Annotated in this window: 20 protein-coding genes; 8 read left to right on the top strand and 12 right to left on the bottom strand. The window is 71.8% G+C overall.

What is annotated here, in order from left to right; all coding sequences use genetic code 11:
* Window positions 1–127: 127 nt before the first annotated feature.
* Window positions 128–1,978, bottom strand: a complete 1,851-nt coding sequence (locus tag AB0J69_RS15850; RefSeq protein WP_364117405.1) for an ABC transporter ATP-binding protein — start codon at window positions 1,976–1,978, stop codon at window positions 128–130.
* Window positions 1,975–3,759, bottom strand: coding sequence for an ABC transporter ATP-binding protein (locus AB0J69_RS15855; RefSeq protein ID WP_364117407.1), 1,785 nt, complete (start codon window positions 3,757–3,759; stop codon window positions 1,975–1,977). Before AB0J69_RS15855 ends, AB0J69_RS15850 begins: the two co-directional genes overlap by 4 nt.
* Window positions 3,760–3,894: 135 nt before the next feature.
* Between AB0J69_RS15855 and AB0J69_RS15860 the strand changes: the two genes are divergently transcribed.
* A complete protein-coding gene (locus tag AB0J69_RS15860; RefSeq protein WP_364117409.1) occupies window positions 3,895–4,368 on the top strand; it encodes a nucleoside deaminase in 474 nt (157 codons plus the stop codon).
* A gap of 83 nt (window positions 4,369–4,451) precedes the next feature.
* A complete protein-coding gene (locus AB0J69_RS15865; RefSeq protein WP_364117411.1) occupies window positions 4,452–5,735 on the top strand; it encodes an ATP-binding protein in 1,284 nt (427 codons plus the stop codon).
* Here the strand turns inward: AB0J69_RS15865 and AB0J69_RS15870 are convergent.
* Window positions 5,631–8,714, bottom strand: coding sequence for a hypothetical protein (locus AB0J69_RS15870; protein ID WP_364117413.1), 3,084 nt, complete (start codon window positions 8,712–8,714; stop codon window positions 5,631–5,633). The genes AB0J69_RS15865 and AB0J69_RS15870 overlap by 105 nt on opposite strands.
* Before the next feature lie 34 nt (window positions 8,715–8,748).
* Window positions 8,749–9,864: a ferritin-like domain-containing protein gene (locus tag AB0J69_RS15875; protein WP_364117415.1), complete on the bottom strand. Its 1,116-nt coding sequence runs from the start codon at window positions 9,862–9,864 to the stop codon at window positions 8,749–8,751.
* A gap of 84 nt (window positions 9,865–9,948) precedes the next feature.
* Here AB0J69_RS15875 and AB0J69_RS15880 point away from each other — a divergent pair, with 84 nt between their 5' ends.
* The gene (locus AB0J69_RS15880; RefSeq protein WP_364117416.1) at window positions 9,949–10,596 is read left to right on the top strand and encodes a TetR/AcrR family transcriptional regulator C-terminal domain-containing protein; all 648 of its coding nucleotides are present in this window, start codon (window positions 9,949–9,951) and stop codon (window positions 10,594–10,596) included.
* A 27-nt stretch (window positions 10,597–10,623) separates the two neighbouring features.
* Here the strand turns inward: AB0J69_RS15880 and AB0J69_RS15885 are convergent, their stop codons facing one another.
* Window positions 10,624–11,091, bottom strand: a complete 468-nt coding sequence (locus AB0J69_RS15885; RefSeq protein ID WP_364117418.1) for a transglycosylase SLT domain-containing protein — start codon at window positions 11,089–11,091, stop codon at window positions 10,624–10,626.
* Window positions 11,092–11,425: 334 nt separating this feature from the next.
* Window positions 11,426–11,821, bottom strand: a complete 396-nt coding sequence (locus tag AB0J69_RS15890) for a transglycosylase SLT domain-containing protein (protein ID WP_364117420.1) — start codon at window positions 11,819–11,821, stop codon at window positions 11,426–11,428.
* A gap of 187 nt (window positions 11,822–12,008) precedes the next feature.
* Here AB0J69_RS15890 and AB0J69_RS15895 point away from each other — a divergent pair, with 187 nt between their 5' ends.
* Entirely contained in the window at window positions 12,009–12,494 is a 486-nt protein-coding gene (locus AB0J69_RS15895; protein ID WP_364117422.1) for a glutathione peroxidase, read from the top strand.
* Window positions 12,495–12,498: 4 nt separating this feature from the next.
* Here the strand turns inward: AB0J69_RS15895 and AB0J69_RS15900 are convergent, their stop codons facing one another.
* Together AB0J69_RS15900 and AB0J69_RS15905 are read right to left on the bottom strand one after the other, a co-directional pair.
* A complete protein-coding gene (locus AB0J69_RS15900; RefSeq protein ID WP_364117424.1) occupies window positions 12,499–13,374 on the bottom strand; it encodes an alpha/beta fold hydrolase in 876 nt (291 codons plus the stop codon).
* Between the two features lie 2 nt (window positions 13,375–13,376).
* The gene (locus AB0J69_RS15905; protein ID WP_364117426.1) at window positions 13,377–16,091 is read right to left on the bottom strand and encodes an AAA family ATPase; all 2,715 of its coding nucleotides are present in this window, start codon (window positions 16,089–16,091) and stop codon (window positions 13,377–13,379) included.
* A gap of 134 nt (window positions 16,092–16,225) precedes the next feature.
* Here AB0J69_RS15905 and AB0J69_RS15910 point away from each other — a divergent pair, with 134 nt between their 5' ends.
* Window positions 16,226–17,353, top strand: a complete 1,128-nt coding sequence (locus AB0J69_RS15910; RefSeq protein WP_364117428.1) for a hypothetical protein — start codon at window positions 16,226–16,228, stop codon at window positions 17,351–17,353.
* On the opposite strand, the gene AB0J69_RS15915 is transcribed toward AB0J69_RS15910, so the two are convergent.
* Window positions 17,335–18,516, bottom strand: coding sequence for a serine hydrolase domain-containing protein (locus AB0J69_RS15915; protein WP_364117430.1), 1,182 nt, complete (start codon window positions 18,514–18,516; stop codon window positions 17,335–17,337). The genes AB0J69_RS15910 and AB0J69_RS15915 overlap by 19 nt on opposite strands.
* 135 nt (window positions 18,517–18,651) lie before the next feature.
* Here AB0J69_RS15915 and AB0J69_RS15920 point away from each other — a divergent pair, with 135 nt between their 5' ends.
* Window positions 18,652–19,224: a helix-turn-helix domain-containing protein gene (locus tag AB0J69_RS15920; protein ID WP_364117432.1), complete on the top strand. Its 573-nt coding sequence runs from the start codon at window positions 18,652–18,654 to the stop codon at window positions 19,222–19,224.
* A gap of 247 nt (window positions 19,225–19,471) precedes the next feature.
* Here the strand turns inward: AB0J69_RS15920 and AB0J69_RS15925 are convergent, their stop codons facing one another.
* Entirely contained in the window at window positions 19,472–20,533 is a 1,062-nt protein-coding gene (locus AB0J69_RS15925; RefSeq protein ID WP_364117434.1) for a LacI family DNA-binding transcriptional regulator, read from the bottom strand.
* Between the two features lie 179 nt (window positions 20,534–20,712).
* On the opposite strand from AB0J69_RS15925, the gene ugpC reads away from it, so the two are divergent.
* The gene (gene ugpC / locus AB0J69_RS15930; RefSeq protein ID WP_364117436.1) at window positions 20,713–21,924 is read left to right on the top strand and encodes a sn-glycerol-3-phosphate ABC transporter ATP-binding protein UgpC; all 1,212 of its coding nucleotides are present in this window, start codon (window positions 20,713–20,715) and stop codon (window positions 21,922–21,924) included.
* A gap of 112 nt (window positions 21,925–22,036) precedes the next feature.
* Here ugpC and AB0J69_RS15935 read toward each other — a convergent pair whose 3' ends face one another.
* Entirely contained in the window at window positions 22,037–22,795 is a 759-nt protein-coding gene (locus tag AB0J69_RS15935) for an SDR family oxidoreductase (protein WP_364117437.1), read from the bottom strand.
* A gap of 35 nt (window positions 22,796–22,830) precedes the next feature.
* Here AB0J69_RS15935 and AB0J69_RS15940 point away from each other — a divergent pair, with 35 nt between their 5' ends.
* The gene (locus AB0J69_RS15940) at window positions 22,831–24,006 is read left to right on the top strand and encodes a PQQ-dependent sugar dehydrogenase (protein ID WP_364117439.1); all 1,176 of its coding nucleotides are present in this window, start codon (window positions 22,831–22,833) and stop codon (window positions 24,004–24,006) included.
* Here the strand turns inward: AB0J69_RS15940 and AB0J69_RS15945 are convergent.
* Window positions 23,966–24,301, bottom strand: coding sequence for a carboxymuconolactone decarboxylase family protein (locus AB0J69_RS15945; protein ID WP_364117441.1), 336 nt, complete (start codon window positions 24,299–24,301; stop codon window positions 23,966–23,968). The genes AB0J69_RS15940 and AB0J69_RS15945 overlap by 41 nt on opposite strands.
* Window positions 24,302–24,370: the final 69 nt, after the last annotated feature.

Raw genomic sequence — 24,370 nt, forward strand, 5'->3', positions numbered from 1 at the left:
GAGGTGTGCCCGCTCGCGCGCGGGCACACCTGCCCGGCCGGTTACTGGTGGCGCTGGGCGTGCCGCTGGCCGTGTTCGTGGTATATGAGCTGTACACGAACATCGTGGCCGCGGCCCGCCCGCTCCACTAGCTCAGGCTGTCCAGCCAGGCCTGGTGCAGCCCGGCGAACCGGCCCGAGGCCGCGATGAGCTGGGCCGGCGGGCCGTCCTCGACGATCCGGCCGCGCTCCATGACCAGCACCCGGTCGGCGATCTCGACGGTCGACAACCGGTGCGCGATGATCAGAGCCGTCCGCTCCGCGAGGATCGTCCGCAGCGCGCGCTGCACCAGCCGCTCGCTGGGCACGTCGAGGCTGGAGGTGGCCTCGTCCAGGATCAGCACGGCCGGGTCGGCGAGGAACGCCCGGGCGAACGCCACGAGTTGCCGCTGCCCGGCGGACATGCGGCCGCCGCGCTTGCCCACCTCGGTCTCGTAGCCGTCGGGCAGGCCCGCGATGAACTCGTGGGCGCCGATGGCCTTGGCCGCCTCGCGTACCTGCCGGTCGGTGGCGCCGGGCCGGCCGAACCGGATGTTGTCCGCGACCGTTCCGCTGAACAGGAAGTTCTCCTGCGTCACCATGACCACGGCCTGGCGCAGCGTCGGCTCGTCGAGCGTGCGCAGGTCGACGCCGTCGAGCAGCACGCGGCCCTCGGTCGGGTCGTAGAAGCGGGAGATGAGCTTGGCCAGCGTCGTCTTGCCCGCACCCGTCGCGCCGACCAGCGCCACGCTCTGTCCCGCCGGGATCGTCAGATCCAGGCGGGGCAGGATCGGCATCTCCTTGACGTAGGAGAACTCGACGGTCTCGAAGCGCACCTTGCCGCGCGCCCGGCCGCCGGGCAGCGCCGCCGGCTCGCGCGGCTCGGGGACGCCGGGCTCCTCCTCCAGCACGCCCGACAGCTTCTCCAGCGCCGCGCCGGCCGACTGCAGCGTGTTGTAGAACTGGCTGACCTCCTGCATCGGCTCGTAGAACTGCCGGAGATACAGCAGGAAAGCCGTCAGCACGCCGACCTTGACGTCACCGTGCAGGGCCAGCCAGCCGCCGTAGAGCAGCACCCCGCCGATCGTCAGGTTGCCGATCAGCTTGATGCCGGTCATGAACGTGGCGCCGAGCTGCATGCCGCGCGCGTTCGCGCCCCGGTAGTCGTCGTTGAGCTGCTCGAAGATCTCCTGGTTGCGCGGCTCCCTGCGGAAGGCCTGCACCGCGCGGATGCCGGTCATCGACTCCACGAAGTGCACGATCACCAGGGCCACCGTCTCGCGGGTACGCCGGTAGACGATGGCCGACTGCCGGCGGAACCACTTGGTGAACAGCAGCAGCAGCGGCAGCGGGACCAGCGCCACCAGGCCGAGGTGCACGTCCAGGATCAGCAGCAGCACCGCCGTGCCGACCATGGTCAGCACGGCCTTGACCAGCGCGTCGAACCCCGACTGGAGCAGCTCGGCGATGGCCTCGATGTCCGAGGTCAGCCGCGAGATGACGCGCCCGGAGGTGTACTTCTCGTGGAAGTTCAGCGACAGCCGCTGGAAGTGGTCGAACACCCTCCTGCGCAGCTCCAGCAGGATGCTCTGGCCGATGGTGCCCGACAGCCGCAGGAACGCCTGCCGGGTCAGCGCCTGAGTGACCGCCGCGGCCAGGATCACCCCGACCACGGTGATCAGGACGCCGGCGCCCGACCCGCGGGTGATCGGCGGGATGCCCTCGTCGATGCCCACCGAGACCAGGAAGGGGATCGACAGGCCCGCCGCGTTGGAGACCACGATGATCAGGATGAGCAGCGTGATCTTCTTGCGGTACGGGCGGAGCAGCGCGCCGAGCAGCTGCCGCGAGCGGGCCCGCAGCAGCACGGACACCTTGTCCGGCAGCTCGTCCTGGTCCTCGGAGGCGACGCCGAGCCAGGACCTCGCGTCCGGCTTGGTCTCCGGAGCCGTGGTCGTCATCGCAGAGCCCCTTCCGACGCGTCGTCGAAGTCGGCGTCCTGGGCCAGCAGCTCCCGGTATTCGGGGACCTGGGCCAGCAACTCCTGGTGCTGCCCGACGTGGGTGATCGTGCCGCCGCGCAGCAGCGCCACCTTGTCGGCCAGCAACACGGTGGAGGCTCGGTGGGCGACCACGATGCCGGTCGCCTCGCGCAGCACGTGCCGCAGCGCCTCCTCCACCAGGGCCTCGGTCTCGACGTCGAGCGCGGACAGCGTGTCGTCGAGCACCAGGATCCGCGGCTTGCTCAGCACGGCCCTGGCCAGGGCGAGCCGCTGCCGCTGGCCGCCCGACAGGGACAGGCCCTGCTCGCCGATGCGGGTGTCGAGGCCCCACGGCAGGTCGTAGACGAACATGGCCTGCGCCGTCTGGATGGCCTCGGCCAGCTCCTCCTCGGTGGCGTCGAGCCGGCCGAGGGTGAGGTTCTCGCGCACGCTCATCGAGAACAGCGTGGGCTCCTCGAACGCCGTCGCCACCACCGAGCGCAGCGTCTTGAGGTCGAGGTCGCGTACGTCGTGCCCGTCGATCGTGACCCGGCCCGAGGTGGGGTCGATCAGCCGGGGCACCAGCGCGGTCAGGGTGGTCTTGCCCGCCCCGGTCGCGCCCACGATGGCCACCGTCTCGCCCGGCCGGACCTCCAGCCAGACGTCGCGCAGCACCGGCTCCTCGGAGTCGGCGAAGCCGAAGCCGACGCCTTCGAAGCGCAGGTGGCCGCGCGGCCGCTCGATGGTGTCGCTGCCGCCCTCGATGGCCGGGACGGTGTCCATGACCTCCATCAGGCGGTCGGCGGAGGTCATCGCCTCCTGGGCCATGGCCAGGATGTAGCCGAGGCTCGCGATGGGCCAGACGAGCTGCAGCATCAGCGTGGTGAAGGCCACCAGGGTGCCCAGCGTCAGCGCGCCGGAGCCGACCGCCAGCGCGCCGAGCAGCAGGACCAGGGCCAGCGTGATGTTCGGGATGAACTCCAGGAAGGAGAAGAACTTGGCGGACAGCCGCACCTTGTCCATCGACGTGCCGTACACCTTGAGCGCGGCGTCGTCGTAGCGGTCGTAGACGTGGTGGCGGCGGCCGAACGCCTTGATCGTGCGGATCCCGAGCGCGGACTCCTCGACGAGCGTGGCGAGGTCGCCCTGCTCGTCCTGGACCTGGCGGGAGATCCTGATGTAGCGCTTCTCGAAGCGCAGCGACGTCCACACGATCGGCACGGACGAGGCCAGCACCAGCAGCCCGAGCGGCCAGTACATGTTCAGCAGCAGCACGGTGACCGTGATGAGCTGAAGGATGTTCATGACCAGGAAGAGCATGCCGAAGCCGAGGAAACGACGGATCGTCGACAGGTCCGTCGTGGCCCGTGATAACAGCTGCCCGGACTGCCAGTCTCCGTGGAAGCCCATGGGCAGGCGCTGCAGGTGCTCGTACAGGTCGTCGCGGATGGCGGTCTCCAGGCCGAGCACCGGTTTGACCTGGAGCCACCGCCGGAAGAAGATCAGCAGGGCCTCGATGACGCCGACGCCGATCGCGAGCAGCCCGAGCGGGAGCAGCGCGTCGGAGTCGCCGTGTGCCACGGGACCGTCGATGATCTCACCGCTGATGAGCGGCAGGGCGATGCCGACGCCAATGCCGACGATCGCGGACAGCCAGATGATGACCAATCTGACGACGTACGGGCGGAGGTAGGACTTCATCCGCCACAAGGAGTTGGAGGACAGCAGGGGACGGCGAGGTGTGTGCGTATCGGGAGGCATTCCTTCTAGGCTAATACGTGGGATCAACCGATTTTCTGTGGCCTCAGGGTCGGTTTCCTGTACGTGACATGGGGAAACGTGAAAGATCGTGCATTTCTGGCAGACCCTAACCGGCCTTGCGACGAAGAGGAATCCGTGATCGACCAAGCAGAGCTTCCGCACCTGCGGCGTTGCGTCGAGCTCGCCACGCGGGCCCTGGAGGTGGGCGACGAGCCGTTCGGCTCGGTGCTGGTCTCCGGCGACGGCGCCGTCCTGGCCGAGGACCACAACCGGGTCGCGTCCGGGGACCGCACGCAACATCCGGAGTTCGCGCTCGCCCGCTGGGCGGCCGAGCACATGACGCCCGAGGAGCGGGCCGCGGCCACCGTCTACACCTCCGGCGAGCACTGCCCCATGTGCGCGGCCGCGCACGCGTGGGTGGGCCTGGGGCGGATCGTCTTCGTCGCCTCCTCGGCCCAGCTGTCCGCCTGGCTGGCCGAGCTGGGCGTGCCCGCGCCGCCCGTGCGCACGCTGCCGGTCAACGAGGTCGCGCCCGGCGTGGTCGTGGAGGGCCCGGTGCCCGAGCTGGTGGAAGAGGTCCGCGAGCTGCACCGCCGCTTCCACGGCTGACGGCCGACACCCGTTTGACCTGCGGTTTGTACGCTGCGTGGCAAAGTCGATCCATGGTGCACTGCCGCTCCATCAGGGCCCGGATGACGATCGCCACGGTGGCGTTGTTCGGGGTCCTGCTCATGACCGGAGTGGCGATCACCATGGCGGTGTACCCCGCACGGGCCCGCGCCGACCTCCTGGACCAGGCGGCCGCCGCCAGCCGGCGCCTCACGACGATCGTGGACACCTACCGCTTCCCGGGCCCGATCCCACCGCAGCAGGGCATCGGGCTCCTGCAGATCGTGGACGCGAGCGGCAACGTCGTGGCGGCCAGCCGCGGGCTCACCGGCAGCCCACCGCTCACCAGGGCCCGGCCGACCGGGGGCGAATCACGGGTCGACGCCCGGGTCTGCCAGCCCGAAGGGTGCATGCTCGTGGTCGGCACCAGCAACCGTGCCACCGTGTACGGTCCGATCGTCGCCTACGCGGCGGTGCGGGAGCCGTTCCTGCTGCGCTCCTCCTTCCTGCCGGCGCTCCTGTTCGGCCCGGCGCTGCTGCTCCTGGCGCTGATGGCCTGGGGCACCTGGTACGGCGTCGGCCGCGTGCTGGCCCCCGTGGAGCGCATCCGCCAGGGGCTCGAACGGATCAGCGCCGAGGACCTCAGCCGGCGCGTCGAGGTGCCCGCCACCCGCGACGAGGTCGCCGAGCTCGCCACCACCGTCAACGACACGCTGTCCCGGCTGGAGGACGCCGTCGAGCGGCACCGGCGCTTCGTCTCCGACGCCTCCCACGAGCTGCGCGCCCCGATCACGGGCCTGATGGTACGGCTGGAGGCGGGGCTGGAGGAGCGTACCGAGGCCGACTGGCGGGCGGCGCTGGACGACGCGCGCCGGCTGTCCGACATCGTGCACGACCTGCTGATGATGGCCCGGCTGGACGCCGGGGCGACGGTGGCGGCGGAGCGGGTCGACCTGGGGCGGCTGGTGGAGGAGGAGGTCGCCCGGCGGACCTGCCGGCTGCCGGTGACGGTGGAGGCCGAGCCCTGCGTGTTCGTCCAGGGCAACCGGCTGCAGCTGGCCCGCCTGTTCGGGAACCTGCTGTCCAACGCCGACCGGTACGGGGACTCCTTCATCAGGGTCAGTGTGCTGACCCGCGGGAACGACGCGGTGCTGGAGGTGGTGGACGACGGGCCGGGGATCCCGGAGGAGTTGCGGGAGTGCGTGTTCGAGCGGTTCACCCGGCTCAACCGGACCCGCTCCAGGGACGCCGGGGGAAGCGGCCTAGGGCTCCCGATCGCCCGCGACATCGCCCGCTCCCATGGCGGCGATCTCGGCATCGGAGAAGGGCCGGAAACTCGGCTGATCCTCCGCCTCCCGCGCGACTAGCTCGGCCGCCGCCCGCACCACCGCCGCATCGACGTCCGTGCGCTGCTCCAGGACGCGGAGGACGCGCTGCAGGCGAGCCGGCCCGGTCCAGCGATAGGAGGCGATGCGCAGCAGGTTCAGCACCTCCGCGCCCGGCATCCCCCACGCGTCCAGCTCCAGTTGCCGCAGCACCCGGTCCACGTAGGCCCAGCTCGGCGCGAAAGTGAGGGCCCGCTCGTACCGGGAGTGACCCGGAGCCTGGCCCAGCAGGACCGCCAGCAGGTCGGCGACCGGGCTTCTCGGGTAGGCCCCCAGTCCGTCGTCGATCTCCACCACATACGGAAGCAGGTCGGCGTAGAGATGCCCCAGTGAGGTGTCGTCGCGGAAGGAGATCTCGCGCATCCAGGTCGAGTCCGCCGACTCCACCCTGTAGAGCTGCTCCGGCACGGCGTCGAAGGGCCAGGTGTGGAAGACCAGGTCCTGTGAGTCGATGAAGGGGTTCCGCTCGACGGCGACCACCATCATCCGCGTCCCGTCGCGCAGGAAATGACGGACCCTGACCGTGCGGGTGAGCGACTCCCACTCCGCCCGGACGAGCTGCGAGTGCCACAGCCGGGCGATCCGGCGCCACAACTCGTTCGCCGGCTCCGGCTGCTCGACGCGGAACAGCTCGGTCCCCGGGATCGGCGCGCCCGACGACAGCAGGGCGAGCAGCAGGAGGTTGGCGCTGTGGACGGCGCACCGGGCGGTCACCTCGATCCGTGCCGGCTGGTAGGCGTCGTAGGCGGACCCGGGACGGGCCATCAGGGACTGCGAGAACAGCTCGCACAGGTGCCGCGTCAGCAGCGCGCGCCGGTCGGCGGGGATCAGGCGCTCGATGCCGTACTCGAGGAAGTCCACGGTGGGGGCGCGGACGGTCAGGCCCGCGAAGGACAGCAGCGCGTGCAGGTAGGCGTCGTCCGGCCTGGCGGGGCGGCGGCGCGACTCGGCGGACGCCAGCTCCTCGGCCAGGTCGGCCAGCTCCCTGACGACCAGGCGGGCGACCAGGTACTCGCCGAACGTGGCGTGCAGGAACTCGTAGGTCTTGAGCCGCTGCTGATCCCGCAGGGCCTGGGTCGTGTGGACGAAGAAGAAGCCGCCGATGACGCCTTCGGCTCTGGTCAGCGGGCGGCGGAAACCGTGGGCCTGCTGCGTGGTCTCCTGCGCCGCGGGCAGCAACGCGCGGAGGTCGGCCTCGAGGTCGTCCTCCATGACCCACTGCCGGCCGCGGTTGAACATCGCGAACGCGGTGATCGACAGGCGCAGCAGCTCGTCCTCCACCGCGCGTTCCAGCTCCGCGTCCGCGAGGTGCTCGTCGGACTTGCGGACCTGGCGGGCGGCGAACCCCGTCAGCAGCCGTTCGTACAGCTCCGCCTCGTGGAGGTCCTCGCGCATGAGCCGCAGCGCGTTCGCGTCGGCGTCGTACAGGGCCAGCATGAGCAGGAGCAGGGGCTGCTCGGCGAGCGCCGGGACGGCCAGCACCCGGTCCACCGGCAGCGGCTCCAGGCTGCGTTCCCGGAAATAGCCGGAGTTGGCGTGGTTCCAGGTGGTGACCCACAGGTGGATCTGGTCGTCGTCGAAGGGCTCCAGCCGCACCACGTACGAGCCCCCGGGCAGCCGCGCCCGGTCCGCGACCAGGGTCCTGGAGGTGACGACGACCGCCAGCGCCCGGCCCCGCTCCGCCTGGGCGTGCTGGAACTGGGCGACCCGCTCCAGGTAGTCGGTCTGGTTGACCCCGGTGGCCTGGAGGAGCTCGTCGAACCCGTCCAGCATGACCACCGGCAGCGCGCCCCCGGCCGCGTGCACGAAGTCGGGCCAGGACATCGCCTCGTCCAGGGCGGCCCTGATGCCGTGCTCGATCTGCGCCAGCACGTCGCCGTCGGCGGGGACGCCGCGCAGCTCCACCCTGAGCGGGAGGAACTCCTCCGCGGGCAGCCGGGCCGCGAGCACCCGCGTCAGCACGGACTTGCCCGCGCCCGGCTGGCCGAGCACGAGGAGCGGCGCCTCGGTGGCCTGCGGGAGCGTGAGATGGCCGGCCAGGAAGGCGTCCAGGTCGTGACGGCGCGGGTGCCTGGCCCAGGTGGCCTCCGAGGCGACCAGGTGGCGCGAGTCGGGCGTGAGCAGGCGGAAGCCGGGGTTGACGTAGCCTTCGTCAAGGAAGGGGATCGTCATCCCGGCCGGTGTCCTGGACGAGGAGACGATCGGGCGCCGGAGGGCGGCCTGGTTCGACCGGATCAGCGACGCCAGCCGGTCGGACGGGCCGCGGGTCGCCGGGATCCTGGCCAGCTGCTCCTGGATTCCCGCCAGCCCCCGCGCCAGGCTCCTGACCTCCTCCCGGGTGGCCTGGTGATCGACGCGATCGGACCAGCAGGCCACCTCGGGGAACTCGGCGACGAGCCGGCGGAAGGACTCCTCGTAGCGGCGCACAGCCCGAGGAGCGATCTCCTGGCCCAGCCGTCCCTGCGTGGTGTCGTCCCAGGACTCCCAGAAGGCCAGCCCGGTCAGGAAGGCGAGCAGCTGGTTGGTGAGCATCTCGTAGTGGAGTGAGAGCTCCTCCAGCACCCTCTCGTACGGGAGTGCCGGGCTGGGCATCGGCATGGTGGAATCCGCCAGGAGTCGCCCGAAACCGTCGATCCCGGTGATCCTGCGCTGGTCCTCGGGGGTGAGCTCGCGCAGCACGTCCACCTCGGCGAGCACCTCGAGGTAGGCGGCGATCACGATGACCGTGTGCGCCGCCGCCAGCCGCTGCGTCGTGTCGTGGCGGCTCAGGCCCTTCACCTTGTCGCGCAGCCCGCGGAGGAAGGCGTCGCCCAGCCGGACCGCCTCGGCGCGGGCGTCGAACAGGTCGATGCCGCCCGTGCCGAACAGCGCCAGGGACGACGCCTTGTCCAGCACGTTCGTGAGCCGGCTCGGGCCGCCGAGCAGCACCACGGCGTCGCGATAGGTGAGAATCTGCCGCATCCCACCCAGTCTGCCGAAGATCGCGGCGACGCGTTCAGGATTCGGTGCCGAGCGCGATCGTCTCGGCCACTTCCGCGTGCCGCTCGGCCTCCTCCTCGGCGAAGCGGGCCGCGTCCAGTTGCTCGGCGATGTCCTCGTCCTGGCGCATCAGCGCCTCCAGCGACTGCCCGGCCATCTCCAGCACGCCCATCTCCGCGTACGCCGCCTGCAGCCGCGGGCTCCACAGCCCGATGTCCTTGACGCACGGCACGATCCGGCTGAACAGCAGCGACCTGAACAGCCGCAGGTACTCGGACCTGTCCGTGGCCTCCATGGCCTCCGCGACCTCGGCCTTCGACAGGCCCAGGTGCTCCCAGGTCTCCCGGCCGCGCAGGCGGTCGCGCATGAGGTAGCAGCCCTCGATGACGAAGTCCTCGCGCTCGCGCAGCTCGCTCCCGGACAGGTTCCCGTAGTAGTCGCGCAGCGCCATGCGCCCGAACGCGACGTGCCTGGCCTCGTCCTGCATGACGTACGCGAGGATCTGCTTGGGCAGCGGCTTGGTGGTGATGTCGCGCATGACCCCGAACGCCGCCAGCGCCAGCCCCTCGATGAGGACCTGCATCCCCAGGTACGGCATGTCCCAGCGCGAGTCGCTCAGCGTGCTGTCGAGCAGCGCCTTCAGGTGCTCGTTGATCGGGTACGCCAGGCCCACCTTCTCCTGCAGGAACCGGGCGTAGGTCTCGGCGTGGCGGGCCTCGTCCATGGTCTGCGTGGCCGCGTAGAACTTCGAGTCCAGGTCGGGCACCGACTCCACGATCTTGGCCGAGCAGATCATCGCGCCCTGCTCTCCGTGCAGGAACTGGGAGAACTGCCAGGCCGCGCCGTGCAGCCGCACGTCCCTGCGCATCTTGTCGTCCATCCGGTCCCAGAGCGGGGTGCCGTAGATGGCGATGGTCTGGTCGGGGATCCCGAGCACGTTGTACGGGTCCACCTCCAGGTCCCAGTCGATGCGCTTGGTGGAGTCCCACTGCTTGTCCTTGCCCTTCTGGTACAAGGCCAGCATCCGGTCCCGGCCGTCGTCGTACTCCCAGGTGAACCGGCTGCTTCCGGACATCTCGACGTCCCAGGTGGAGAGCTCCGGGGGGATGGTGTAGAGATCGTGGGTCGACATGGGACCTCCGAGGGGGGTTACGTACACCGTACGTCCGTGTTTCGAGCTTGCAGGTACGCCGTACGTCAGTCAATAGAATGAGCTATGCCATCCGAGCCTCTCTCCCGAGGACGCATCGTCGCCACGGCCATCGACCTGATCGAGCGGGAGGGCGCCGACGCGGTCTCCATGCGGCGCATCGCGGCCGAGCTCGGGGTGGGCGTCATGTCGCTCTACAACCACGTGCCCAACAAGGACGCCCTGCTCAACGGGGTGGCCGAGGCGGTGCTGAGCAAGATCGAGTTCACCGACGACCCCGACGCGCACTGGACCGACCGGGTGCGGATGCAGGCGCGGGCCTTCCGGCAGATCGCCCACCACCACCCGCGCTCCACCATGCTCGTGGTCAGCCGCCAGCTCCACTCGGCCGCCGGCCTGCTGCCCGTCGAGCGGGCGCTGGCCACGCTGCGCAGTGCCGGGTTCGACGGCGCGGACGCGGTGCGGATGTTGCGCATGTTCATCGCCTACATCGTGGGCTCGCTGCTGCGCGAGGTCGGCGTGACGCCCACGTTCGCGCCGGTCCAGACCCGGACGATCAAGGCCGACGGGGTCGATCCGGCGCTGTTCCCCGAAGTGAGCTCGCTGGCGGACCTGCTCGCCGAGTGCGACCACGAGGCCGAGTTCGACTTCGGGCTGGAGTTGCTGATCACGGCGATCGAGGCCCATGCGGGGCGTCGGGAGGGCACCCGGTGAGCTGCCCCGGGTGCCCTCCGGAGCCGGCTAGTACCAGTTGTGCGATCTCCAATGCCCCCAGGCGCCGCACGGCCTGCCGTACCTCCCCTTGATGTAGGCCAGGCCCCACCGGATCTGCGTCTCCGGATTGGACTTCCAGTCGTGGCCCGCGCCGCGCATCTTGCCGGCCGGAAGGGCCTGCGGGATGCCGTACGCGCCCGACGAGTGGTTGAGGGCCCGGTGGTTCCAGTTGCTCTCCCGGGTCCACAGGGCGTCCAGGCAGCGGAATTCCCGGTAGTTCCAGGCCCGCTGGACGACGTGGTCAAGGGCGATCTTCTTGTTCCTGCTGGCCGGCCGCACGGCCGACATCTTGGGTTGCGCTGACGTGGTCCAGGTCCGGGTCTTGATCGGTGGCCCGCTCTCGACGCTCTCGGCCCTGGCCGGTGCGGTGGCGCCGAAGGCGGTGACCGCGGTGAAAGAGATAATGGTGCCGCTTATCGCGCGTTTGCCGTCCAATGTGATCCTCGCTGTCGGGTCGCGTGCGGACGGGCGCCCTCGACGGGCGCCCTGCCGGTCCGCGTCCGTGGCTCGGACGTGGAGGGTCCGCGCGGCCCTCCGGGATCCTGTGTCCGCCCGGTCGTGCTGGGCGGCCCGGAGGGCGCCGCGACGTGTCCTCTAGCACGATTCCTATTACGCGCGGTCACCGCGGGTCATACACCAAGACACGCGAAGGACAGGTGTTTGTGTGATCGTTGCGGATAAAGGGTCCGTTCGCTGGACCGGTATTGCGCGGTCCGCCACCCAAATGGGCGGGCCTTGCCGGAAAACGCGGACAAGCCTGGGGTTTGGCTCAGTACCAACGGTGGGATTGGAAGTGCGCCCAGGCGCGACACGGCGTCCCGTACCGCTGCTTGATGTAGCCGAGGCCCCACCTGATCTGGGTGCGGGGGTTGGTCCGCCAGTCGCGGCCCGACGAGGCCATCTTGTGCCCCGGGAGCGCCTGCGGGATTCCGTAGGCGCCCGAGCGGTTGCCGGCGCGGTGGTTCCAGCCGCTCTCTCTTGACCAGAGCAGGACCAGGCACCTGAAGTGGGCTTTGTCCCAGCCTCGCTGGGCCACCATGGCCTTGGCGATGGACTTGTTCCTGCCGCTGGTCTGGGAGCTCTGCGCCTGCGCGGCCGGGGCGCCGCCCGCCGCCACGAGTGTGGCGGTCAGGACCAGGACGCCGGTACGGCGGAGCATGGGCATGCGGGTTCCCTTTCGAGGGGGTTCGTGGACCGCGCCACCCTGCCCGATGGGTTCCCTTTACAGCGAATTGATGATGAAAAGGTAGATCGTCAGTAAAGATCTCGATATATACCTCCTTCTGGGGATATGTCGGAAAAATGAGGGGTGCGTCACAATTCTGGCCTGACTCGTTCTGTAGGGTCGGAACATGAGCCTCAGCGACATCCCGCTTCGCACCCTCACGGACGCCCCCACGACCCTGGGCGAGCTGGCGGCCGGCAAGCCCGCCCTCATCGTCAACGTGGCCTCCCGGTGCGGCCTCACCCCGCAGTACACCGCGCTGGTCGAGCTGCACCGGCAGTACGGCCCGCGCGGCTTCACGGTGATCGGCATGCCCTGCAACCAGTTCGCCGGCCAGGAGCCCGGCACGGCCGAGGAGATCCAGCAGTTCTGCGCCGCCACGTACGGCGTGGACTTCCCGCTGCTGGAGAAGGCCGACGTCAACGGCCCCGGCCGCCACCCGCTCTACGCGGAGCTCACGCAGGCCCCGGACGGGGAGGGGGCGGCCGGCGACGTCCAGTGGAACTTCGAGAAGTTCCTGGTGGACGGCGAGGGCCGGGTCGTGGCCCGCTTCCGCCCCCGCACCACCCCCGACGACCCGGCGGTCGTCTCGGCGATCGAGAAGCTGCTCTAGGGCGTCAGCCGGCGGTGTGCGCGAGGACGGCCGCGGCCAGCTCCTCGTGCACCTCCGGCGGCAGCGTGTGCCCCATGCCCTCGACCATCATCAGCCGCGCTCCCGGGATCGCCTCCGCGATGAGCGCGCCGTGGCCGGGCTTGGCCGGCTCGTGGGTGCCCTCGATGACCAGGGTGGGCGCCTTGACCAGGTGCAGCACGCCCACCGGCTCGAAATCGGGCCGGGCCATCGCGGCCAGGCGGTGGTTGGCCACGGCGTCCAGGTCGCGGGCCCGGTCGTAGATCCGCTCCTGCAGGCGGCGGGCCGCGTCCTCGTCGAACGGCAGCGCGGTCCCGTGCAGCACGCGCTGCTCGGCGATCATGCCGTCGATCCGCTCCCGCCGGTCCGCCGGCGGCGGGGCGGCGATCATCGCCCGGAAGAAGTCCACGAACTGCGGCGCCGGCTCCGGCAGGCTGCCCTCCGGCTGCGGCTGCCCCATCAGCGCCCGCATGATCACCTGGCCCTCACCGCCGCCGAGCGGCGAGGAGCCGATGACGGTGAGCGTCCGCACGCGCTCCGGCCGCTCGACCGCGATCAGCTGCCCGAGCAGCCCGCCCGCCGAGTGGCCGACCAGATGCGCGCTCTCCAGCCCGTGCGCGTCCATCACCCGCAGCACGTCGTCCTTGATGTCGTCCCACGTGTACGGCTCCTTCGCGAAATCGACGGTGCCGGACCTGCCGGTGTCGCGGTGGTCGTACCGGATCACCCGGCGGCCCCCGGCCGTCAGCCTGCCGACGAACTCGTCCGGCCACAGGATCCCCTGCGACATCGAACCCATGATCAACACGATCGGCGCGTCGGTGGCGGCGCCGAACTCCTCGCTCCAGATGTTCGGTTGCATGCTCAGAGCATGTCCTGTCCGGCCACAGGTGCCTTCCGTAGAACTACTAGCCGCGCCAGCTCAGTACGGGTACCGATGCCGAGCTTCGGATAGATCTTGTACAGGTGGTACTCGACCGTCCGGGGGCTCAGGAAGAGCTGCGCGGCGATCTCCTTGCTGGACAGCCCGTCGGCGACCAGCCCGGCGATGCGCCGCTCCTGCGGGGTCAGCGCGTCCAGCACCGAGCCGCCCGGGTCCTGCGCGCTCTCGCCCGCCGCGCGCAGCTCGCCGTGCGCGCGGCGGGCCCACGGCTCCGCGCCGGCCTGCCGGAACGTCTCCAGCGCCGCCCTCAGGTGCGGGCGCGCCTCGCCCGGCCGGTGCGCGCGGCGCAGTCGCTCGCCCAGCAGCAGGCCGGTCCTGGCCGCCTCGAACGGGTTCGCGTGCAGCCGCAGCGCCTCCTCGAAGTCGCCCTCGCCGGGTGCGACCATCGCGCGGCACCGGGCCAGCAGGGCGCGCGACTCCGCGGTGCCCGCGTTGGCCGACCACCGCTCGTACGCCTCCAGCGCCGCGCCGGCGGCCGCCACGTCGCCCGCGCCCAGGGCGGCCTCGATCCGGTCGGGCGTCGAGCGCCACACCACGGTCGGATGGCCGGCTCCGGGACCCGCCGCCACGATCGCGGCGAACCGGTCGTGCGCCGCGGCGAACCGGCCCAGTCCCAAATCCAGCATGGCCAGCGCGTACGCGGCCACGCCGACCCGCAGCCCCACCCGGTGGGGGACGGCGATGGCCAGCGCCTCCCGGGCGTGCCGGCGGCACTCCTCCTCCTCGCCCCGCAGCGCCGCCAGGACCGCCAGGTTGGCCAGGTGCGCGGCCACCGTGTTGGCGTACCCGGCCTCGCGGGCCAGCTCCAGCCCCTCCTCCGAGAGGGCCCGGCTCTCCGCCAGCCGCCCGGCGAACCGCTCGCCGGTGGCCACGAACTCCAGCACCACGGGGAGCTGCCCGACCATCCCCGACACCCTGGCCACCCGGCCGGCCCGCCCGGCCAGCTCCCCCGACAGGTCGGCCTCGCCCAGGTAGCTGGCCGCCGCCGACGCCCACAGGAACTCGGCCGCCTCCGTCAGCTCGTCCGTCCGCCCGAGCGCCCGCCTGAGCAGGTCGTGCCCGCCGGCCGCCCCGGAGAGCATGGCGCCGATGCCCGCCAGCACGTCGCGCAGGAACCCCTCGGGGTACGCCTGCGCCCGCCGCCCGATCTCCACGATGGCCGCCGTGTCGCCCGCGTACGAGGCCGCCTCCGAGGCGTCGGCCAGCATGCCCAGGCTCTCGCCGGCGGCCAGGATCCGCACGGCCTCGGCGGCGCTGCCCGAGTTCAGCTCGAACCGGCCGCGCAGCTGGGCGATCTCCATGCCCAGCGCGGCGTCCGCCCCCGCGCGCTCGCGGGCCTCGGCCAGCAGGGACTCCGCCTGGCCGGGACGGCCGCCGAGCCAGGCGGCGACCGCGGCGTCCTTCAGGCGGGCCGCCCTGAGCGGCGGCTCCGGGGTGAGCTCGGCGGCCCTGACCAGGGCGGTGGCGGCGTCGCCGTACCCGCCCCGGTCGCGGGCCCGGGCGGCGGTCTCGGCCAGCGCGGCGGCGACGCCCTCGTCCTGGCCGAGCGCGGCGGCCGCCAGGTGCCAGGCACGGCGGTCGCCGTCGGCGAGTTCGGCCAGCACGGCGTGCGCCTCGCGGCGGCCCGCCGGGGTCGCGGCCTCGTGGACGGCCGAGCGGATGAGGGGGTGGCGGAAGCGCACGGCCGGGCCGGAGACGTGCGCGAGCCCGGCCGCCTCCAGCTCGTGCAGCGCCGCCCGGTCCGCGCCCATCCGGGCCGCGGCGCGCAGCACCAGGTCGAGGTCGCCTTCGACGGCCGCGAGCAGGGCGACCAGACGGACCGGCTCCGGCAGCGCGGCGACCTGGTCGCCGAAGAGCCGGCTGCCGCCGGGCAGCGGGTCCGGCAGCGGCTCGCGGCCGGCGAGCTGCCCGGGACTCAGCAGCCGTACGGTCTCGCGCAGGGCCAGCGGGTTGCCCCTGGTCAGCGCCACGAGCTCCCGCTTGACCCCCGCCGCGACCCCGGCGCCCGCCGCGGCACCGGTCTCGGTCGCCGTGCCCCCCGCGGGTCCGGGCCGCTCGCCGGCGCCGGCCTCCAGCAGTTGGGTCGCCGCCGGTTCCGGCAGCCCGCCGAGCTCCACCGACGGCACCCCCTTCACCGGCGCGTCCCCCCGTACGGCCAGGAGCATCGCGATCCGCTCCGTGCCCAGCCGCCGGGCGGCGAACAGCAGCGCGTCCGCCGAGGCCCGGTCCACCCACTGGAAGTCGTCCACCACGCAGATCAGCCCGTCCGGCGCGGCGGCCTCGGCCAGCAGCGACACCACCCCCGCTGCCAGCAGGAACCGGTCCCCGGACGCGGACCCGGCCAGTCCGAGCGCCCCGCGCACGGCCTCGCGCTGCGGCTCCGGCAGCGGGTCCAGCAGCCCGGCCACCGGGCGCAGCAGCTGGTGCAGGGCGGCGAAGGCCAGGTCGGACTCGGGCTCGACGCCGGTCGTCCTGAGCACCCGCATGGAGCCGCCCCGGGAGGCGGCCAGGTCGAGCAGGGCCGTCTTGCCCACGCCCGCCTCTCCGCGCAGCACGAGGGCCGCGCCGGCGCCGTCGCGGGCCCGGGAGATCACGTCGTCGATGGCGGCGGTCTCCGCCGATCTGCCGAAAAGCACAAAGGGGACTGTATTGGCAGGTCAGGGGATGGGAAAGGCGGGCGGTGCCGCAGCGCGCGCTGGGTACCGCTCTACGTTGTCGGCCGGCCCGCCGCCGGCCCGGACACTCGCCGCACGTCACGCAGGGAGCGCGCATGACGATCAACCCGTACGCCGGATCGCCCTTCACCTACGTCGCCGAGCCGGCCGCGGCCCCGTACTCGATCGTCGAGTTGATGCCCGGCGTGCGCAATCTGTGCGAATACGTGCGGCTCGCACCCGGTGAGCGTGTCCTGCTGCTGATGGAGCACACCGTGGATCCGGTCGTCGTCCAGGCCATCGCCGCGGCGGCGGCCCTGCGGGACGCGGACGTGCGCATCCTGTCGGTGCCGCCGTTCAGCGCCGGCGGGTGGGACCGGGAGGCGCCGCTGGGAATCGAGACGGCCGCCTTCCACGAGGCCGACGTCGTGATCAGCGGCACCTGGTGGGGCGAGGTGCACACGGCGCCGCTGTTCTTCGACCAGATCAAGTCCCGCTCCTCCCGCTTCCTGTCCCTGCACATGACCGCCACGGCCGGCGCGCTGCTGACCGGCGGCCGGCTGCCCGCCGAGGTCTTCTACGCGCTGCTGCGGCGGGCGCTGCGGCAGCTGTCCGCGGCGACGTCGATCCGGGTGACGTCCGGGCGCGGGACCGACGTGACGTTCTCCGGGCCGGCCTTCGACCCCGACCCGGGCGCGCTGCGGCCCGGCGACTGGCGGCCCTTCCCGTACGGGGGTGCCAACTTCTGGCCGACCGACACCGAGGGCGTGCTCGTCGTCGAGGACTCCACGGTCACCGGCGTGCCGGAGGAGCCCCTGCGCATCACGCTCGAGGGCAACCTGGTCCGCAAGGTCGAGGGCGGGGTCGCCGCCGAGCAGCTGCGCCGCTACTGTCCCGGCGGCTTCTACATGCGGCACGGCCTGTTCGGGCTGAACCCGAAGGTGCGCCTGTCCGGCGGCACGCAGTTCGAGCGGGAGAAGCACGCCGGGGCGTTCTACTGCGGCCTCGACGGTCTGACCGACGGTGTGCCGGTCAAGTCGGGGCCCGGCTTCGCCCACTGCGACTGCCAGGTGGACCGGCCGACCGTGGTCGTGGACGGGGAGCTGTTCGTGGAGCAGGGGCGGCTGCTGATGCTCGACGAGCCGGAGATCAGGGAGGTCGCGGCGCAGTTCGGCCCGCCGGACGTGATCCTCGACGACAACCCCGTGATGATCCTGCCGCGCCGCTACAGCGGGGCCCGATAGAGGGCCTCGATCAGCGTACGGACCCGGAAGTCGCCGCCTTCCAGCAGCTCGGAGCCGCGGTTGGGCACGTAGCCGAAGGCCAGGCCGCGGTCCGGGTCGGCGAAGGCGAAGGAGCCGGTGGCGCCGCTCTGGCCGAACAGCCCGGTGAGGTGCTCGGGAGCGGGCCAGAACGGGCCGCCCGGCACCGCGAACCCGATGCCCCAGGCGGTGCGCACCCGCAGGATCCGGTCGATCCCGTCGGCCTGCGGGGTGCGCACCCGGTCGAGAAGGTCCCGGCTCAGCAGCCGGACGCCGCCGACCTCGCCGATCAGGGCGGCGAAGTAGCGGGCCAGGGAGTGGGCCGAGGCGACGCCGTCCATGGACGGGCTCTCGACCTCGTACGTGCGCCGCTCGTTGGTCGTGTCCCAGCCGATGGCGACGCTGCCGTACAGGGCCCGGTACGTCAGGGTGCCGGGATCGTGCAACGCCTCGACGAACTCGGCCAGCTCCGGCACCTCCATGCCCAGGCGCACCGCCTCCGCGTCGGGGACCACCATCGTGGCCAGCCGCGGCATCGCCGCGTCCGGCACGCGGACGTAGCAGTCCAGCCCGAGCGGCCCGGTGATCTCCCTGGCCAGGAACTCGCTCAGGGTGAGCCCGGAGACCCGGCGGACGATCTCGCCTGCGAGGTGGCCGATGGTCACGCCGTGGTAGCCGTGCGCGGTGCCCGGCGGCCATTCGGGGGCCGCCGCCGCGAGGGCCTCGGTGATCGGTGTCCAGTCCCGCAGGTCCTCCCAGGTGATCGGGCGCATGTGCAGGCTCGGCAGCCCGGCTCGGTGGCCGAGCAGCGTGCGTACGGTGATCTCGTCCTTGCCTTGCCGGGCGAACTCCGGCCAGTAGCGCGCCACCGGCGCCTCCAGATCGACCCGGCCCCGCTCGGCGAGCAGCAGGAGCGCGCCGGAGGCGAAGGTCTTGCAGGTGGAGGCGAGGGGGGCGATCGTGTCGCGGCGCCAGGGGCGGCGCGTCGCGGGGTCGGCCCAGCCGCCCCAGAGGTCGACCACCGGCTCGCCGTGCCGGTAGACGGTGAGCCCGGCGCCCACCTCCCCGCCGTCCGCGAAGTTCCGCTCGAACGCCTCCCGCACCGGCTCGAATCCCGGTGCCACCACACCCTCTGCCAACGTCATCGGGCACTCCTTTCCGATCTTCCCGACCTTCCGGTCGGTAGGGAGCATGACGCTAGCCTACCGATCGGAAGGTTGGCAACCGACCGGTAGGTAGGGATGTTAGGCTGGCGCGGTGGCACTGCGGAGGAGGCGGCGTTGACCAGGGACGAGCCGGGTGGCGACACGAGGTCTCGGATCATCGAGACGGCGCGGGAGTTGTTCACCGCGCAGACCTACCGCGCGGCCTCCATGCGCGACATCGCCGCCCGCGTCGGCATCACCAAGCCGTCGCTCTACCACCACTTCCGCAGCAAGAGCGAGCTGCTGGCCAGCCTGGTGGAGCCGCCGATCGACGAGCTGGAAACGGCGATCGAGGCGGCGAGCGAGCAGGCGTCCGCGGGCATCGGGCCGGCGGAGGTGCGGCGGCGGGTGCTGGAGGGCTGCCTCGACGTCATGCTGGCCCACCGGGAGACCATGGTCCTGCTCCTGCACGACGCCTCCGTCTACGGGGACGAGACGACCGGGACGATGTCCCGGGTGGTCGGTCTCATGAACCGCGCCGTCGACCTGCTGGCGGGCCCGGACCCGGACTGGCGGCGGCGGGTGCGCGCGGCGCAGGCGCTGGCCGCCGTCACGGACCCGATCACCCAGCTCCCCGACGTGCCCGCCGCCGACCTGCGCGCCGAGCTCCTGCGCGGCGCCGCCGCCGTCCTTGCCACCGATCCCTAGCCTCTCCGCCACCCCTTACCCGCACCCTCCCGGCCCCCCCGCACTTCGGCGTGGGTCCTCCGGGAGGGAAGGAACGAGGGATGACAGGGGCGGACCCTCCCCGCACTTCGGCGTGGGTCCTCCGGGAGAGAAGGAACGAGCGGTGACGGGGGGCGGGCCGGAGCCCGGCCGGGCGGGCGCGTCGTCGTGGGGGCGCCGCCCGCCGGCGCGGCCGGCTCGCGATCGAGCCCACCTGCGGCAACGGGGCTCAGCGGCGGGGAGCGCAGCTGCCGCGGATGATGAGCTCCGTGGGCAGGACGACGCCGCGCGGCCGGCGGCCGCCGGAGCGCAGGACCAGCTCGGCCGCTCGATAGCCCATGTCGCGGCCCGGCTGGGCGATCACCGTCAGGGGCGGGGAGCAGAGCTCGGCCCAGGGCACGTCGTCGTACATCACCAGCGACACGTCCCGGGGCACCCGCAGGTCCAGCTCCCTGGCCGCCAGCACCGCCGCCTCCCCGAGCACGTTGCCCCCGGCGAGCACCGCCGTCAGGTCGGGGCGGCTCTGGAACAGGCCGGAGGCGGCGGCGTAGGCCGAGTCGCGGCTGCCCGTGCCGAACACGACCAGCTCCTCGTCCACCGGCGAGCCCACCGCCTCCCGGAACGCCGCCACCCGCCGGTCCTGGCCGGGGCCGCCGAGGAAGGCGATGCGCTTGTGGCCCAGGCCGCGCAGGTAGCGGACCGCCGTGCGGATGCCCGCCCGGTCGTCGGCCACTACGGACGGCACATCCAGCGGGCGCGACTGCGGGGCGGGGGGCAGGCCGTCCAGGCGCATGAGGTCGGTCATCGCCGTCGCGGCCGGATCGTCGCCGGCGGCCGGGCCGGGCGGCAGGTGGTCGGCGAAGACCACCGTCATGCCCGCGCGGATCGCCGGGGCCCAGGTCTCCTCGTCGCCGGACGGGACGGCTATGAGGCGGTCGACGCTCTGCTCCAGGAGCATGCCGATCAGCTCGGACTCCTGCTCGGGGTCGCCGCCCGTGGAGCCGAGCACGACAGGCTCGCCGGCCGAGCGGGCGCAGGCGAGCACGCCCTCGGCGAGCTGGGCGTGGAAGGTGTCGGTCAGGTCGGGGACGAGCAGGCCCATGCCGCCCGTGCGGCGCTGGCGCAGGTTGCGGCCCAGGGCGCTGGGGCGGTAGTCGAGCTGGGCGGCGACGGCCAGGACGCGCTCCCGCGTCTGCGGGCTGGCCGAGCCGCCCGAGAGCACCCGGGACACGGTCGCGACGCCCACGCCGGCCGCCTCGGCCACATCCTTGATCGTCGCCCGCCTCTCCATGGAAACGATTCCATCATGGTTCCAGGAAAACCGGAAGACGGACGCGCTGACAACGGCTGGTCACGCGGTAACCCTTGACACCGATGTCCGTTTCGGGTGAGATGCTTGAAAACGTATCCACGTGAGTGGTGACTCTGTACCAACGTCCGGGCCACAGCCCTGGAGCGCGAAGGAATGTCATGGCATCCATCGTTCTGACGAACGTCGACAAGATCTACGCCGGTGGCGTAAAGGCCGTGAACGGGCTCAACCTTGAGATCAAGGATGGCGAGTTCATGGTGCTGGTCGGCCCGTCCGGTTGCGGTAAGTCGACCGCGCTCCGGATGATCGCCGGCCTTGAGGACATCAGCGGCGGCGAGATCTCGATCGGCGACAAGGTCGTCAACCACCTCCCGCCCAAAGACCGCGACATCGCGATGGTCTTCCAGAACTACGCGCTCTACCCGCACATGACGGTCGAGGAGAACCTCGCCTTCGGCCTCAAGCTCCGCAAGATGCCGAAGGCGGAGATCCAGAAGCGCGTCGGCGAAGCCGCCAAGATGCTCGGCCTGGACACCTACCTCAAGCGCAAGCCGGCCGCCCTCTCCGGCGGACAGCGCCAGCGTGTCGCCATGGGTCGCGCCATCGTGCGTGAGCCGCAGGCCTTCCTCATGGACGAGCCGCTGTCCAACCTGGACGCCAAGCTCCGCGTCTCCATGCGCGCCTCCCTCAACACGCTGCACGAGCGCCTCGGCGTCACCACCGTGTACGTCACCCACGACCAGGTCGAGGCCATGACCCTGGGCGACCGCGTCTGCGTCCTGCGCGACGGTCTGCTCCAGCAGGTCGACACCCCGCAGAACCTGTTCGACAAGCCCGTCAACCTGTTCGTGGCCGGCTTCATGGGCTCGCCGTCGATGAACTTCGTCACCGCCGAGCTCGTCCGCGACGGTGGCGCGGCCGTGACCTTCGCCGACATCAAGCTGCCGATCCCCGACTCGACGTTCACCGACAAGCCGGGCCTCGACCAGTACATCGGCAAGAAGATCATCCTCGGCATCCGCCCCTCCGACTTCGAGGACGCCACCTCGGCCGGCAACCACGCCAACGGCTGGGCCACGCTGCCCGTCAAGGCGGAGGTCACCGAGGAGCTGGGCTCCGAGATCAACGTCCTGTTCCTGATCGACGCCCCGCCGGTCGAGCACAAGGACACCGTCGCCGCCGCCGACACCGGTGACGACGAGGAGGCCGCGCTGCCGCTCGTGGGCGACAAGTCCCTGTGGACCGCCCGCGTCAACGCCCGCAGCCACGTGCGTCCCGGCCAGAACATCGACCTGGTCCTCGACACGCACAACCTGCACTTCTTCGACCCGTCCTCCGGCCTGGCGATCGGCCACGAGGCCAACCGCTGAGCACCCCCTGACTCCTGATTCCCGGCCGTGAGCCCAGCTCACGGCCGCTCGGGCCCCCACCGCGACCCCCTCCCGCGGCGGGGGCCCGTTCCTTTGCCGCGGGAGGGGAGGGTCAGCGGCCGATCCTCGACGACACCATGGACTGCAGGCTGCGCGGCACCAGGCGGCCGACCGCCACGATGGCCTTGTAACGGAAGTCCGGCACCGACACGCGCTTGCCCAGCGCCAGGTCACGCATGGCGTCGCGGACCACGTCCTCGGCCTTCAGCCACAGGAATCCGGGGATGCCCGAGGCGTCCATCGAGGCCCGCCGGTGGAACTCGGTCCGCACGAAACCGGGGCACAGCGCCATGATCCTGATGCGCGGGTTGCCCACCTCGTGCGCGGCGGACTCGCTGAAGTTCACCACCCACGCCTTGGACGCGCTGTAGGTGCCCCGGGTGAAGAACGCGGCCACCGAGGCCACGTTCACGATCGCGCCCCGGTCGCGCTCCAGCATGCCGGGCAGCGCCGCCAGCGTCAGCCGCAGCACGGCCTCGCAGTGCACCTTGAGCATGCGCACCTCGTTCGCGACCGGCACGTTCGGGAAGTGGCCCGCGTTGCCGAACCCGGCGTTGTTCACCAGCAGGTCGACGCCGCGAGCGGGGTCACGGAGCCGCGCCTCGACCCTGGCCAGGCCCTCCTCGGTGGCCAGGTCGGCGGGCAGCACCTCGACGTCCACGCCGTACCTGAGCTTGAGCTGGTCGGCGGCCTGGGCGAGGCGGAGCTCGTCGCGCGCCACGAGGACGAGCGAATACGCGTCGGCGGCCAGGCGCCGGGCGAAGGCGGCGCCGAGGCCGGCGGTCGCTCCAGTGATCAGTGCGGTAGGCATGCCTGAACCATAACGTTCATGGCAGGATGAACGGTGTGCGCCTCGTTGTGGCCGTGTCGCTTATCGTGTCGCTCCTCGTGGCACTCACCGCCTGCTCGACCGCCCGGCCGCCCGCCGAGGCGGTCTCGACGGCTTCCGCGGTGTCCCCGTCTCCCGCGCCGTCGCCCGACGCCACCCCGTCTCCCGACGTGACCCCGCCGCCCGAGCGGGGTGAGCTGCGCTTCACGGAGATCGCCGAGCTGGAGCAGCCGGTGGCCTTCGCCGTGCGCAAGGGCGACGACCGGCTCTACGTCGCCGAGCAGACCGGCCGGCTGCGCACCTCCGGCGGCGACACGGTCATCGACCTGTCCGGCGAGGTGAGCACGGGCAACGAGCAGGGGCTGCTCGGCGTCGCGTTCCACCCCTCGGGCCGCTGGGTCTACCTCGACTGGACCGACGCGAACGGCGACACCCACGTCACCGAGTGGGCCTACGACGGCACCAGGGCCACCGCCAGGCGCGACGTGCTCACCCAGGACCAGCCGTACGCCAACCACAACGGCGGTCAGCTCGCCTTCGGCCCCGACGGCCACCTCTACATCGCGCTCGGCGACGGCGGCAGCGCGGGCGACCCGGAGGGCAACGGCCAGGACCTGGGCACGCTGCTGGGCAAGATCCTGCGCATCGACCCGCGCGGGAAGCCGTACACCGTGCCGGAGGACAACCCGTTCGTCGGCAAGGAGGGGGCGCGTCCGGAGATCTGGGCCTACGGCCTGCGCAACCCCTGGCGCTTCAGCTTCGACCGCTCCACCGGCGACCTGTGGATCGGCGACGTCGGGCAGAACGCCTGGGAGGAGGTCGACTACCAGCCGGCCGGTTCTGAGGGCGGCGAGAACTACGGCTGGAACCTGCGCGAGGGCAAGCAGCCCTTCCGCGACGGCAAGGCCGGTGACCTGGTCGACCCGGTGATCGTCTATCCCCTGAACGAGGGCGGCAACTGCTCGGTGATCGCCGGCCACGTCTACCGCGGCCAGAAGATCCCCTGGTTGCAGGGGCAGTTCCTGTACGGCGACTTCTGCGCCGGATGGGTCAGGGCCGCGCCCGTGGACGATCTCAAGGCCGCGGCCGAGGTGGGCAAGGTGGACCAGCTCTCGTCGTTCGGCGAGGGCCCCGACGGCGAGCTCTACGCGCTCAGCCTGCAGGGTCCGCTCTATCGGATCGAGGCTGCCTGATCCGCTCGATCAGGTCCTCCACCTGGTCGTTCAGCTTCGCGCCCCGGGCCCAGCCCGCGTAGTGGGTCAGGAAGACCACCACCTCCCGCAGCTCGTTCTCGTTCAGGTCCCCGGCGCGCAGGGCGGCGTCGAGCTGGACGTCCGTCATCTCGTGCAGTCCCTGGCCGACGAGCAGCCCGATGAGGAGCAGGCGGCGCTCCCTGATCGACAGGACCGACCGTGACCAGACATCGGCGAACTGGCGCTCAGCCGTCATGCCGAAGGAGTCCACGGTCTCCATCGCGGGTTCTGTCATTGTTCGCTCCGGGGGTGGCGGTAGGGATCCTCATATCTTTCGCTACTTCCTGAGTTGAACCAATGGAGG

The organism is Nonomuraea sp. NPDC049709 (assembly GCF_040674815.1).
In the GTDB taxonomy this organism is placed as follows: Bacteria; Actinomycetota; Actinomycetes; order Streptosporangiales; family Streptosporangiaceae; genus Nonomuraea.